The 12,985-nt window shown below is 27.5% G+C and carries 14 protein-coding genes; 9 read left to right on the top strand and 5 right to left on the bottom strand.

The genetic code is table 11. The features are described from left to right. Positions 1-47 precede the first annotated feature (47 nt). Positions 48-1,184, top strand: a complete 1,137-nt coding sequence (locus ACH5BK_RS04340) for an iron-containing alcohol dehydrogenase (protein ID WP_404304799.1) — start codon at positions 48-50, stop codon at positions 1,182-1,184. A 9-nt stretch (positions 1,185-1,193) separates the two neighbouring features. On the opposite strand, the gene ACH5BK_RS04335 is transcribed toward ACH5BK_RS04340, so the two are convergent. Beyond that, positions 1,194-2,060 carry an AraC family transcriptional regulator N-terminal domain-containing protein gene (locus ACH5BK_RS04335; protein WP_404304797.1) on the bottom strand — a complete coding sequence of 289 codons (867 nt, stop codon included), beginning with the start codon at positions 2,058-2,060 and terminating at the stop codon, positions 1,194-1,196. A 167-nt stretch (positions 2,061-2,227) separates the two neighbouring features. Between ACH5BK_RS04335 and ACH5BK_RS04330 the strand changes: the two genes are divergently transcribed. The 3 genes from ACH5BK_RS04330 to ggt all read left to right on the top strand — a co-directional run bounded on the left by ACH5BK_RS04330 (position 2,228) and on the right by ggt (position 5,423). Further along, positions 2,228-2,722, top strand: coding sequence for a hypothetical protein (locus tag ACH5BK_RS04330; protein ID WP_404304796.1), 495 nt, complete (start codon positions 2,228-2,230; stop codon positions 2,720-2,722). A gap of 107 nt (positions 2,723-2,829) precedes the next feature. Beyond that, positions 2,830-3,906, top strand: a complete 1,077-nt coding sequence (locus ACH5BK_RS04325) for a YbdK family carboxylate-amine ligase (RefSeq protein ID WP_404304794.1) — start codon at positions 2,830-2,832, stop codon at positions 3,904-3,906. Next, positions 3,903-5,423, top strand: a complete 1,521-nt coding sequence (gene ggt, locus ACH5BK_RS04320) for a gamma-glutamyltransferase (RefSeq protein WP_404304792.1) — start codon at positions 3,903-3,905, stop codon at positions 5,421-5,423. Before ACH5BK_RS04325 ends, ggt begins: the two co-directional genes overlap by 4 nt. Positions 5,424-5,438: 15 nt before the next feature. Here ggt and ACH5BK_RS04315 read toward each other — a convergent pair whose 3' ends face one another. Genes ACH5BK_RS04315 through luxS form a run of 3 tightly spaced genes read right to left on the bottom strand, consistent with a single transcriptional unit; the run spans position 5,439 to position 7,141 of the window. Next, complete coding sequence (locus tag ACH5BK_RS04315) at positions 5,439-6,176, bottom strand: tRNA (5-methylaminomethyl-2-thiouridine)(34)-methyltransferase MnmD (protein WP_404304790.1); 738 nt, start codon at positions 6,174-6,176, stop codon at positions 5,439-5,441. A gap of 2 nt (positions 6,177-6,178) precedes the next feature. Continuing rightward, entirely contained in the window at positions 6,179-6,622 is a 444-nt protein-coding gene (locus ACH5BK_RS04310; protein ID WP_404304788.1) for a hypothetical protein, read from the bottom strand. 3 nt (positions 6,623-6,625) lie between these two features. Beyond that, entirely contained in the window at positions 6,626-7,141 is a 516-nt protein-coding gene (luxS, locus tag ACH5BK_RS04305) for an S-ribosylhomocysteine lyase (RefSeq protein ID WP_404304786.1), read from the bottom strand. Positions 7,142-7,333: 192 nt separating this feature from the next. On the opposite strand from luxS, the gene ACH5BK_RS04300 reads away from it, so the two are divergent. Then, entirely contained in the window at positions 7,334-9,331 is a 1,998-nt protein-coding gene (locus ACH5BK_RS04300; protein ID WP_404304784.1) for an HD domain-containing phosphohydrolase, read from the top strand. Here the strand turns inward: ACH5BK_RS04300 and ACH5BK_RS04295 are convergent. Then, the gene (locus ACH5BK_RS04295) at positions 9,328-9,714 is read right to left on the bottom strand and encodes a hypothetical protein (protein ID WP_404304782.1); all 387 of its coding nucleotides are present in this window, start codon (positions 9,712-9,714) and stop codon (positions 9,328-9,330) included. The genes ACH5BK_RS04300 and ACH5BK_RS04295 overlap by 4 nt on opposite strands. Positions 9,715-10,318: 604 nt before the next feature. On the opposite strand from ACH5BK_RS04295, the gene ACH5BK_RS04290 reads away from it, so the two are divergent. The 4 genes from ACH5BK_RS04290 to ACH5BK_RS04275 all read left to right on the top strand — a co-directional run bounded on the left by ACH5BK_RS04290 (position 10,319) and on the right by ACH5BK_RS04275 (position 12,954). Beyond that, complete coding sequence (locus ACH5BK_RS04290; RefSeq protein ID WP_404304780.1) at positions 10,319-10,792, top strand: hypothetical protein; 474 nt, start codon at positions 10,319-10,321, stop codon at positions 10,790-10,792. Positions 10,793-11,412: 620 nt separating this feature from the next. After that, on the top strand, positions 11,413-11,625 hold the full coding sequence (locus ACH5BK_RS04285; protein WP_404304778.1) for a helix-turn-helix domain-containing protein: 213 nt from the start codon (positions 11,413-11,415) through the stop codon (positions 11,623-11,625). Next, positions 11,625-11,966 carry a HipA N-terminal domain-containing protein gene (locus ACH5BK_RS04280; protein WP_404304776.1) on the top strand — a complete coding sequence of 114 codons (342 nt, stop codon included), beginning with the start codon at positions 11,625-11,627 and terminating at the stop codon, positions 11,964-11,966. Before ACH5BK_RS04285 ends, ACH5BK_RS04280 begins: the two co-directional genes overlap by 1 nt. After that, positions 11,959-12,954, top strand: a complete 996-nt coding sequence (locus tag ACH5BK_RS04275) for a type II toxin-antitoxin system HipA family toxin (protein ID WP_404304774.1) — start codon at positions 11,959-11,961, stop codon at positions 12,952-12,954. Before ACH5BK_RS04280 ends, ACH5BK_RS04275 begins: the two co-directional genes overlap by 8 nt. Positions 12,955-12,985: the final 31 nt, after the last annotated feature.

The following is a 12,985-nucleotide window of genomic DNA, read 5'->3' as shown; positions in this document are numbered from 1 at the left end:
ATAAATTTCTTTTATAATGCAAGTAATAAAAAATAAAAGGAATTAAAATGCAATATACGTATCATAATCCAACAGCAATTGAATTTGGAAAAGGTCAAATTAAAAAAATAACAGATCATATTTCAAAAGACCAAAAAATATTAGTAGTTTATGGTGGTGGTTCTATTAAAAAAAATGGAGTTTATGATGAGGTATCAAAGGCTTTAGAATCTTATACTTGGTTTGAATTTAGTGGTGTTGAACCAAACCCTACTTATGAAACAATGAATAAAGCAGTACAATTAGTAAAAGAAAAAAATATTGATTTTGTTTTAGCTGTGGGTGGTGGTTCTGTTATTGATGGCTGTAAATATTTAATTGCAGCTTCTTTATATGATGGTGATGCTTGGGACTTTTTAGATGGAAGTGCTCAAGTATCAAAAGCTTTACCTTTAGGAGTTGTATTGACTTTACCTGCAACAGGAAGTGAATCAAATGCAGCAGCAGTTCTTTCTAAAAAAGCTACAAATGAAAAAAGATTTTTCTATTCACCATATTCTTATCCTAAATTTGCAGTGTTAGATCCAAGTGTTATGAGTACACTAGATGATAGACAACTAGCAAATGGGTTAGTTGATGCTTTTGTACATACTTGTGAACAATATGTAACTTATCCAAATAACTCTTTACTTCATGATGGATATTCTCAAACTATCTTAAAAGGACTAGTTAAATTAGCTTCAACTTGGTCAGATAGACATGAATATATTTGGCAAGAAAACTTAATGCTTTTAGCAAATCAAGCTTTAAATGGTTTTATTGGTTCAGGTGTACCACAAGATTGGGCAACGCACATGATAGGACATGAACTTACTGCTTTTTATGGCTTAGATCATGCAAGAAGTTTAGCTGTTGTTCAACCTCAATTATTTAGAGTTATGATAGAAGACAAAAAAGAAAAACTTCTTCAAATGGGAGAAGAAGTATTTGGCATTAAAAATGATGTAGAAAAAACTATAGTAACAATTGAAAATATGTATGAAAGTTTAGGTATTTCAACAAATTTAAATGATTATAATATAGATGATAAAGTACTTTCAAATATCATTACAGCACTTGAAAATCATGGTATGACAGCAATTGGAGAAAATGGAAATATTACACTTGAAAAAAGTGAAGAAATATTAAAAATGGCAATGAAATAAATATCTATCCTAAAGAGCTTTAGCCTCTTTAGGAGAATATCCATAATAACTTTTGAAATCTCTTGAAAATTGAGAAATACTTTCATATCCTACGGCATAAGCAGTATTATTAACTTGTAAATTTTCTTTTTGTATTAAATCTTTTGCTTTATTTAATCTAATTTTTTTTATATATTGTAAAGGAGAATAAGTAGTTATTTGTTTAAAATGATTATGAAAAGAAGAAACACTCATATCTTCATATTTTGCTAATGTTGGGATATCTAAATGTTTGTTGAAATTATCATGGATAGTCTTTAAAGATTTAGCAATTTTTGCTTCATTTTTTGAAGATAAAAACATCTTATGTAAAAAATAAGCATTTTGACCTGTAGCAATTCTATAAAATAGCTCTTTAAGTAAAGATTCTCCTAAAATCTTAGACTCTTCTTTACTTTGTAAGGCTTGTAAAAGTCTAAGAATAACTGATTCTATAGGTTTTGTAACCTTGTCACTAAATACAGCTTGTTTTATCTCTTTACAATTCTGGGCTTCTTTATTTGATATATTTGTGATTATATCATTCATAATAGTTTTATTTATATTAACTAAAATACAAGTAAAAGGTTCTTCTTCACTTGCATAAGTTTCACACTCAAAAGGTAAAGTTGTAGGTATTACAAGATAGTTTTTAGAATCATAAATAAAAGTTTTATTAGGTAAGTATCCTATTTTTTTTCCTTGAAGAACTATAACTAAACAAAAATCATAAGTTAAAGGACCTCTTTTTGTAAAATTAGAAGTTTTAAATAGTTTTACATCATCTAAAAAAGTTTGAGTCACTGTTGATTCAAGTTTTATAAGTTTATTAGCTTTTTCTATAATTTCACTATTCATTTTAAAATCACTTTTTATGTATTATACTATAAAAAAATATCAAAAAATCAAATATATAGCTTGTTTTTATGTTTATTTCTACAAAAAACAATAATATGAAAAATTAAATTAACGCATTATTATCTTTTATTAGATAAAATATATATAAAATTTTATAGGGAAAATTAATGCCTAAAAAAAGAACATTTAAAGAAAAGATTTTAGACTATATTTATATCACGTCAAAACAACCAATACTTTTAAGAGATTTACTTATTTCAAATAGACAGTTTAATGAAGGTATGCATGTTGATCCAGCAAAATTAGGATTTAGACTTAGATTATCAAGAGCATATATGGTTTATTTATCTATTGTTTTATCTATAATTGTCCCTATTTCTTTATTAACTCATAAATCATTAGCAAAAATTGATTCTCATGTATCAATTATTGGAGCTATGGTTATTACAGCTTTAATTTTTATTGGTTTTAATTTTTTTAGAGCAAAAATGAGAGATTCAATTACAATCTTATTAATTAAGAGATCATGGAAGTTGCACTTCCCTTTTTTCCCTTATGAAGAGTACTCAAAAAAAATCGAAGAAATTTTTGAAAGGTCTTTAAAAGAAGAAATCTCAAAAAGAGATTTAGAAAAATATATCTTAGATAATCTTACTGATTAATAAAAAATCTTTCTAAAAACAAAGATTTTAATTAATTTTTGTTTTCTTTGCATAATTTTTATGTTAGTATTAAAAGTAAACAATACTAGTATAAAAGTTGGTGCAACTTGATATTTGATAAATTTACAAACGGCTACATATTTTCTTTAGGTGCAGAATTAGAGATTAGAATTTTAAATAAAAATGATTTAAGTTGTGCAAATGAATATGATTATTTCAAAGAAAATATATCTGAAAATTTTAAAAATAATATAACTTCAGAATTTTTACAGTGCATGATTGAAATAAATACACCTATATTTAATAAGCTTTCAGATTTAATGACTTATTTTAAAGAAATTATTGCAGAGCTTAATTCTCTTGCACAAAAAAAAGACTTAATACTTCAATCTAGTGGTTCAAGTGCATTAAAACAAGAACATTTAGAGTTGTCTTCCAATAAAAGATATCAAGAATTATCCCAAGAACATCAAATACTTTTAGATGATTTTTCAATTTGTGGTCTACACGTTCATGTTGGATTCAAAAACTTTGATAAGGCATTAAAAGCTTACAACTTTTCATTGGTTTATATGCCTTTATTTGTAGCTTTATCTGCATCTTCTGTTTATTCAAATGGAATTGATACAGGTATTCACTCTTATAGAACAAAAATTTTTGATAGATTACCAAAGGCTTCTATCCCAGAATATTTTGAGTCTTATGAACAAATGAAAAGTGTATATAATATTCTTTATGATTCAGAAGTAATACAAAGTGAAAAAGACGTATGGTGGGATGTAAGAATTCAACCAACTTTTAAAACTATAGAGTTTAGAGTTTGTGATGCAATACATGATTTTGATAGATTAGAAGTAATGATTGGTTTATTTAGAGGTATTTGTAAGCTATCACAAAAAAAAGATATATCTTATGAACCAATGCAAGTTTTAAAACAGAATATGTGGAAAGCTTCAAGATATTCAATGAATGCAAATTTTATATATAAAAAACACAAAAAAAATATAAGAGAAGTTTTAAATGAACTAATAGAAGAACTTTACAGCAAACAAATCATAAATGATGAGTTTATGGATAAAGCAAAAAAAATAGTAAGTCAAAATTCAATAGCCCAAGATATGATAGAAGCTTATGAAAATACAAATGATTTAAAAGAAGTTGAAAAAATAGGAGTGATTAAATGAAAGGTGTAGTCTCAGCAGGAGATACAAATTCAGCCCAAGCAGGAGCTGATATTTTAAAACAAGGGGGAAATGCCTATGATGCTGCACTTGCTGTAATGCTTGCTGCGCCATTAACAGAACCTTTATTTACAAGTCTTGGAGGAGGGGGATTTCTTCTTGGACTTGAAAAAGGCAAAAAGCCTGAACTTTATGATTTTTTTGTACAAGTTCCAAAAAAAAGAGTAGAAGAACCAGAGTTTTATCCAATATATGTGGATTTTGGAGCAGCTGTTCAAGAGTTTCATATAGGTGCAGGAAGTGTAGCTATTCCTGGACTTGTGGAAGGAATATACCAAGTTCATAAAGATAAAGGAACACTTCCTTTATCTGAGATAATCAAACCAGCAGTAAAGTACGCAAGGCAGGGTGTATATCTATCTTCTATGCAAGCAAGTTTTGTGAAGCTTTTAGATCCAATTTTCACATCTACTAAATCCTCTATGGATGTGTACGGAATAGATGATAAAAATCTTATTGATGAAACACATTTGTTTAAGAATCCAGCTTATGCAGACTTCTTAGAAGCATTTGCAAAAGAGGGAAGTAAAGTTTTCTATGAGGGTGTTGTAGCTGATGAGATAGAGAAAATCATGAAAGAAAATGACGGGCTTATTTTAAAAGAAGATTTAAAAAACTATCAATGTATCAAAAGAGAACCTATTGATTTTAACTATAAAGGTTATGAAATAGTTACAAACCCACCACCAAGTGGCGGAGGAATACTTATAGCTTTTACTATGAAAATCTTAGAGAAGTATGACCTAAAAGATTTTAGAAGTTTTGAGTATGTAAAAGGAATGATTGAAGCTTTTAATACTACAAGTGATTTTAGACGTGAGCATGTAGATGAGTTTTTACATGATGAAAAATTAAAAGATATTTTACAAAACGATAGACTTATCAAAAACTACTGTACAACTATGCATAGTAGACTTAATCTATGGGGAAATACAACGCACTTATCAGTAATAGATGAGCTAGGAAATGCCGTATCTGTTACTACTACAAATGGCGAGGGCTCAGGTCATGTAATACCAAGTTCTGGAATCATGCTAAATAACATGATGGGAGAAGAAGACTTAAATCCACATGGTTGGTTTGCATGGGAAGAAGGTCTTAGACTTCCATCTATGATGGCACCAACAGCAGTACTAAAAGATGGAAAACCAGAACTTATACTAGGAAGCGCAGGAAGTAATAGAATACGTTCAGCCATAACACAAACTATGGTAAATAATCTTGATTATGGTAAAAGCTTGGATGAGAGTATAAACAGTCCTAGAATTCACTTTGAAAAAGGAAGTGTTTGTATGGAGCCTGATTGTTCACAAGCTATAAGAGATGAGTTAGAAAAACACTATAAACTTCAATACTTCGATGATTTAAATGTATTCTTTGGTGGAGTTCAAGCTGTAGATGGAAACCTAAATGGTGGATGTGATAGCAGACGTGGTGCTGCTGTAATAAAAGTCGATTAAGACTAAAAACAAAAGCTATTTATCGTAAATAGCTTTTGCTTCTTTATTTCTTTGCTTTTTTAGTTCCATATCTATGTATTTCCCAATATCATCTTGGCTTTGTTTAAAAGCTAAAGTAATCTTTCTTTTTACTGGAATATGTTGATAGATAAGGTAACCAGCTTCATAAAGTGATAGCCTTATTGGAGTTGCTATAGCATAAGTAGATAAAATAGAGTCTTGTTTTGAGATTCTAAAAATATCATCAAAATACTCTTTTGTCCAAAGCTCCATATTTACTTCACTTGAAAAAGCGTCTTGGTAAACTATATCAAAAAAACCATCTTCAAAACTTTGGATATATTCTCTTGCATCACCTATAAAAACCTCTATTTTTATATCTTCATCTTCATAAAAGTTGTTAAGGCTTACTTCTTTGATGATGTGTTTTATTTCCTCAAACTCTTGTGGAAACTCAAAGTTTTCCAAAGATTTTACTAAATCTCCATCAAGTTCTGGTGAGTAGATATTTACTTTATGTGAAAGTTTATTCTTTTTTATATGGTGTAAAGTAGTAAAAGTGTTGTAGCCTAAACCAAAACAAATATCTAAGATATTTAACTCTTTTTTGTTTTTTTGAAACTGTAAAGTTGGAATTACGTGTTTTGATAAAGCTTCATTTACAGCACCATCATCTATATTATGATAGTGCTGATTGTATTTTTTTGAGAATAGGGTGTTTGACCCATCTATTGTGCTTACTATTTCTTGCAAATTTATAGTCCGTTGTCCCAATGGTGCATTTTTTTTGCTGTGATTGTGTTGTATTCATCAAATAAATCGATGTTATTTACAGCTTGAAAACCAGTATTTTCTATAAGCTCTAAAAGCTCATGAAGATTATCATTTGTCTTTTTCTCTAAGATGATGATATTTCCTGAGTTTTCAATAGCCTTATACATAAGCTTTAAGATTTTATCTTTGTTTGGACAGTAAGATAAAATATCCCCTAAGATTACATACTCATACTCTCTAGCTGTTGCTCTAAGTTTTGCTGAGGTTTCATCTTCAAACTTGATGTATTTGATGTTTCCGTCGTTTTTTTCTCTTACTTGCTCTAGGGTATTTGTTACTAAATCCAAAGAGTTATCCACATGTAAAATAGCGATATTTGGATAATCAGCAAATAACTCTTTGAAAAGCTCTAGCTTTTTACTCAAAACTTAGTTTCCTAGTGAGTTTAGTTTCTCTTCTGATAAAAATAACTCTTTGTTTGACATAACACCAATTTCGCTATCTAAAATATCTTGTGCGATTTGTTTTGCTTCTTCAAGTGAGTGCATTTTGTATGTACCACATTGGTATTCGTTTAGTTCAGGGATGTCATTTTGAGTTTCAACTTTTAATACATCTTCCATAGCTGCTCTCCAAGCTTTACCAACTTGCTCTTCTGATGGAGAACCTAATAAACTCATATAAAAACCAGTTCTACAACCCATAGGTGATACATCAATAATCTCAACTGTATCAGAGTTTAAATGCTCTCTAATAAATCCAGCAAAAAGGTGCTCTAAAGTGTGAATACCTTTTTCTCCTAACATCTTTTCATTTGGAACACAGAATCTTAAATCAAATACAGTGATAATATCACCTGATGGTGACTTCATTGTCTTTGCAACTCTAACAGCAGGTGCTGGCATAATAGTATGGTCAACTCTAAAACTATCTAATAATGGCATGTTTTTTCCTTTTTATTTATTATAAATTATTCAATTTTCTAAAGAGTGATTGTATCAAAAGTTTTGTAAGTAGTAGTTGATTTAAAAAATTATAATATAGTGTTTATTATATAATCTTATAATAAAAGAAGAAAGTAATGCTCTTTATTGTATAATTTAGCAATTTAGGCCTGAAATTAGGGATTTGGTAAAATGAGCATTAAAAAAATGAAGTACATACTATTATTATCTTTTATAGGATTAAACTTAGTTGTATTTTATATAACACAAAAAAACACACAAAGCAAAATTGATTATTCTTTATATCATAATATGCACAAACTTGAAGTAAACTATAAAGTTTTTCTTACTACACAATCACAAAAAGCAGATGTAATTTATGAAACTACTATGCAAACAAAAAATTTAAAAAAGATTTTAAGTGAAGCATGGCAAAGTAAAGACACAAAAAGAGTTGATGAATTAAGAACGCAATTACACAAGATATTAGAAAATAGGTATGAAAAGTTTAGAAAACAAGGTCTTTTACAGTATCACTTTGTTTTTCCTAATAATAAAGTATTTTTAAGAATGCACAAACCCTTCAAATATGGTGATGATTTAACAAATATAAGACATGATTTTGTAAAAGTAAATAAAACAAAAGAGATTATAAGAGGTTTTTCCCAAGGAAGAACAGCTCATGCTTTTAGAAATGTTTATCCTATTTTTGATGATAACAACAAACATATAGGTGCAATAGAAATATCATACCCAAGTGAAATACTTCAAGAAAATTTGAATAAATTGAGTGAAATACATTCACATTTTTTAGTAAATAAAAAAATATTTAGTTCTAAAATGTGGTCAAGAAATGATATTGTGTTGAACTATGAACCAAGTGCTGAGCATAGAAATTATTTATTAACACTTTCAAAAACACATAGCCAAATGGATAAAATTAGTTATTTTGATGAAAGAATTTCAGAATTAAGAGAGCAAATACGTGAAAAAATAGCACTAGGAAAAGCATTTTCTCTTATTTCAAAGGATAAAAAACATGACTTTAAAGTGATATCTTTTTATCCTATCCTTCAAAATGTTACAAAAGAGCTATCAGCATGGATAGTAACTTATAATAATACCCCTTTTATTTATCCTGCTATAAAAGATAGTTACTTTATAAGAGTTTCGGCATTTTTGATTTTAGGAATACTTTTTTATTTTATCTTAAGAGCATATACTCAAAAAGGAAAATTAAGTGAACTACTTAAAGCTTATGATGATAATGTAATCTTTTCAACAACAGATTTAAGTGGTAGAATCACTAAAGTAAGTAAAGCCTTTTGTAAAATAAGTGGGTACTCAAAAGAAGAACTTTTAGGTAAACCTCACAATATAGTAAGACATCCAGATATGCCTAAAGAAGCCTTTGTTCAAATGTGGAGACAACTAAAAAGAAAAGAGTCTTGGAAGGGTGAAGTAAAAAACTTAAAAAAAGATGGTTCCTACTATTGGGTAAAAGCAAAAATCTATCCTTTATATAATGAAAATAACAAACATATAGGTTACCATGCTATAAGACATGATATAACTCATATAAAAGAAATAGCACAAATTCAAAAAGATGTAATTTTCACTATGGGGTCAATAGGTGAAAGCCGATCAAAAGAGACTGGTAATCATGTAAGAAGGGTTGCTTTATATTCAGAACTATTAGCTTTAAAATACGGCTTCGATGCAAATGAAGCAGAAATGCTAAAACAAGCAAGTCCAATGCATGATATAGGGAAAGTAGCAATTCCTGATAATATTTTAAAAAAGCCAGGAAAATTGACTCCTCAAGAGTGGGAAGTGATGGAAAATCATGCCCAAATAGGTTTTGATATGCTAAAAAGTTCAGATAGACCACTGCTTAAAACAGCGGCAATAGTAGCACATGAACATCATGAAAAGTGGGATGGTTCAGGATACCCAAGAAAACTAAAAGGTGAAGAAATTCATATTTATGGAAGAATCACCGCTGTAGCAGATGTATTTGATGCATTAGGAAGTAATAGAGTTTATAAAAAAGCTTGGGATGATGAGGAAATATTCAAATTATTTAAAGAAGAAAAAGGAAAGCACTTTGACCCAAAACTTATAGATTTATTCTTTGAAAATTTAGATGAGTTTTTAGCAATAAGAGATAGATTCAAAGATGAACTTTAAGACTTATTCATTTTATCTAAAATCTCATTTATAAATTTAGTTGCTTTTTTCTTTTGTAAATATGTGAAAAGTATCACTAAAACTACACCTATCCCATAAGTAAGTAAAATAGCTAAGATAATCAAAATAGTAAGTATCAAAGTATCATGTAACTGCCCTTCAAGCTGAAATGAAGTTGCTTTTTTTTGTTTGTCTAAAGTGATTTTACAGTTATACTTCAAAAGTGTATCAAGATGAAGTTTCTGTATTTCAAGTGAGCTTTTATCTAGTTTTGTTTCATACTCTTTGTCTTGAATAAGTGAAGTCTTTAACTCTTCTAAAAACTCTTGCTTTGAAAGTGTAGAGGGTAACTCTTTTTTTATACTTATATCAAATAGTCCCATAAATAGCCTTATTTTATTTTTAGTATAGCAAAACAAGATAGTAAGAGTTCTAAAAAACTGAACATAAAATATACAGCTGTATAGAATGTGAAAGTGTAAAATAAAGCAAAACTAAATAACACTTTTACTACCATATAAAATAATGAACTAGTATATATTTTGAATATAAAAGAAAAATTTAGATAAACAAATTTATGTTTATCAAGAGATCATTATTTGTCAATCATAAAAAAGAGTTAGAAAAAACTAAATTTAATTTATTGAATAAAACGCAAGAACTAAATAAGAAGATTTATATTAGAGTACATTTAGACTTTCTCCATAGTGAATCATTATATCTATTATTGAGATTAAGCTAAATTAACACATGGTGGTTAGATTTAATAGTTTTTTAAAGAGTATATTTATAGTATTTTTGAAAATATGTATTCTAATGATTTAGATTTAGCAAGCTGTGAATATTATAAAGAGAGTAATATTTAGGATTTAAAAGGCCATTTTGACTTTTAATGACATTATAGAATTGATATTTAATAAATAAATAATACAATTTTTATTTATTATTATAGTGAGTTTTAGTATAATTATGGAAAAAAGGAAATTAATGAGTGATACTGCAATTATAATAATAGGTTTTATTATACTTTTTTTTGGAGTTCTGATTCTTACTTTTATTCTTCATAAAATTTCAGATAGGTTTAATTTAATGCCAAGTACTGATTCTATGATTAGATTGATTTTATTTTTTGCTGCTACTGTTTATCTCTTTATGTATACTATTGAACAGAATGTGTTATTAGGTGTATGTATAGTTTTAGGTATTTATATGATATTTGAATGTATTAAATATGTCAGAATGTCAAAAATTGAGAACCAAATATGTAGTGAACATTCTATTATAAAAATTAAGGAATTAAATAAAGAAGGTTATAATGGTGCGTATGATATTTCAGAACATTTAGAATTAAAATATAGAAATGACTACAATATAATTATTCCAAAAATTATTGAGAATTTGAAAAGTAGGAATAAATTACCTTATGATTTAGTTGTTTATCAAGGAAGTACCTCTAAATAATATCCCTCTAATTCATAAAGTATATTTACAATTAAAAACTATTTATAAAATTACATATTGTTACAAACTTTGAGAAACAAAAAGGTGTATACACTTCTACTATGATAAGGGAACTTATCCATATTTAGCTTTATTTTTTTATAATCTTAACCCTTTATGTGCTACTTGTAACTCTAGTAAAGTAAAAAGTAGTGAAAGTATGATAGATATTATTGCTCCAAATAGTGAAGAGTTTAGATTTCATGAAAAAATAAAGTTCAAATTATATTATACTTAGATGAAGACTGCAAAGATTTACATGTAAAAGATAAAGATAATATAGATATAAAACTTAAAGAGCAGTTTTTAAAAAAGTATGAAAAATATATAAAAGTTTTCAAACTAAACAAAAGATACAAAGCCCATAAAGATATAGTTTATGACATGATTGAAAAAGCAGACCTATCAAAAAAGCCATTTTCAAAACTAATCAAAGACATAAGTGAAGAGCTAGACTTAATCTAGAGTTTTATTTTATAATATAAATTAAAAGCTATATTTAAGTTTATCTAAATTAATTTTCTGATAAATTATATTATAGTATAAAATAAAAGCTACTATTAAGTTTATTGGAGAAATTTATGTTATTAAAAGATATAGGTAAAAAAATCGCAATAAGAAGAAAAGAACTTAAACTAAATATTGAAGATTTAAGTGAATATAGTGGTATAACAGAAGCAACAATATCAAGAATTGAAACAGGAAAGGCTAACCCAACTATCAAAACTATCGAAAAACTTCTAATTCCTCTTGGATTAACACTTGATTTAGTTATCACAAAAAGGACTAACTAATGCAAATAGGAAAAGTGTATCGCAATAATAAATTCGTAGGTCTTATAAAAAGAGATAAAGATAATAAATACTATTTTAAATATGATAAGAATTATCTAAATAGTGATAATGCAAAATCAATAAGTATAAACCTAAAATTGCGTGAAGAAGAGTATCTATCTGATTATTTATTCTCTTTTTTCTCAAATATGCTTTCTGAGGGTGATATGAAAGATCTTCAATGCAAACAGTTAAGATTAGATAAAGATGATGATTTTAGTAGATTATTAAAAACAGCAAAAGAAAATACCATAGGTTCAATTACCATAAAAGAAGTAATAAAAGGAGCAGACAATGCCTAAATGTTATGCTTGCTTAGAAGAAAAAAAACTAAAAAGTCAATTTTATTGTAAAAAATGTATTGATGAGGTATTTGGAGGAGTTACCCCTGAGCCATTAGATTTTGATAAAAAAGATTTTTATATACAAAGAAATGAATTAGCTCATAGAATGTCAATTTCTGGTGTAGAAGATAAACTTTCATTAACTTTCAATGATAATAGACTAAAAGTAACTGCTACAAATGGAAGTTATATTTTAAAACCAGTTCCTATGAGTCATCAAATAAAAAACCAAGAAGATGTAGCTGCAAATGAACATCTTTCAATGTTAATATCAAAAAAGATTTTTAAGATAGATACTGCAAATTGTGCAGTTATACCTTTTAGAGATGGTGAACTTGCATATATAACAAAAAGGTTCGATTATACAAAAGATGGAACGAAATATGATCAAGAAGATTTTGCATCAATATTAGATGTAAATTCTGCAAAAGATGGTGCTGATTATAAATATGATGCTAAAACTTATTTAGATTGTGCAAATGCAATAAAGCTTAATGTCCCTGCATCAATAGTTACATTAGAAGATTTTTTTAAAAGAATATTACTTAACTATCTCATAGCTAATGGCGATGCTCATTTGAAGAACTTTTCATTATATAGTTTACCAGATAGTGTTGATTATAGATTGACTCCAAATTATGATTTACTAAATACAAGATTTCATGTAAATGAAAAATATGGAGATACTGCATTGGCTTTATTTGATGATTATTCAGATGTTTTTGAACAAGTTGGATATTATACTTTTTATGATTTTAAATTGTTTGCAACTTATCTAGGTATAAATGAAAAAAGATTTAACAAAATCCTAACTCAAGTAAATTCAAGTATAACTAAAGTAGAAGATTTGATAAATGCTTCCTTTTTGTCGGATGAAGGTAAAGTATTCTATTTAGAAAAATATAAAGAGAGATTAAAAAGAGTTAACTACCAAATAAATAAATGACAATCTAATCTTTCAACCGCTTAGCAAAAAT

The organism is Arcobacter sp. YIC-80 (assembly GCF_044841725.1).
Classification (GTDB): Bacteria; Campylobacterota; Campylobacteria; order Campylobacterales; family Arcobacteraceae; genus Arcobacter_B.
Note: the sequence above shows the minus strand (reverse complement) of the source record. Positions and strands in the feature narration are given on the sequence as shown.

Excerpts from the sequence above, each read along its gene's own strand:
- ACH5BK_RS04340 (WP_404304799.1), top strand. The coding sequence starts at position 48 with ATGCAATATACGTATCATAATCCAACAGCAATTGAATTTGGAAAAGGT.
- ACH5BK_RS04335 (WP_404304797.1), bottom strand. The coding sequence starts at position 2,060 with ATGAATAGTGAAATTATAGAAAAAGCTAATAAACTTATAAAACTTGAA.
- ACH5BK_RS04330 (WP_404304796.1), top strand. The coding sequence starts at position 2,228 with ATGCCTAAAAAAAGAACATTTAAAGAAAAGATTTTAGACTATATTTAT.
- ggt (WP_404304792.1), top strand. The coding sequence starts at position 3,903 with ATGAAAGGTGTAGTCTCAGCAGGAGATACAAATTCAGCCCAAGCAGGA.
- luxS (WP_404304786.1), bottom strand. The coding sequence starts at position 7,141 with ATGCCATTATTAGATAGTTTTAGAGTTGACCATACTATTATGCCAGCA.
- ACH5BK_RS04300 (WP_404304784.1), top strand. The coding sequence starts at position 7,334 with ATGAGCATTAAAAAAATGAAGTACATACTATTATTATCTTTTATAGGA.
- ACH5BK_RS04295 (WP_404304782.1), bottom strand. The coding sequence starts at position 9,714 with ATGGGACTATTTGATATAAGTATAAAAAAAGAGTTACCCTCTACACTT.
- ACH5BK_RS04290 (WP_404304780.1), top strand. The coding sequence starts at position 10,319 with ATGAGTGATACTGCAATTATAATAATAGGTTTTATTATACTTTTTTTT.
- ACH5BK_RS04285 (WP_404304778.1), top strand. The coding sequence starts at position 11,413 with ATGTTATTAAAAGATATAGGTAAAAAAATCGCAATAAGAAGAAAAGAA.
- ACH5BK_RS04280 (WP_404304776.1), top strand. The coding sequence starts at position 11,625 with ATGCAAATAGGAAAAGTGTATCGCAATAATAAATTCGTAGGTCTTATA.
- ACH5BK_RS04275 (WP_404304774.1), top strand. The coding sequence starts at position 11,959 with ATGCCTAAATGTTATGCTTGCTTAGAAGAAAAAAAACTAAAAAGTCAA.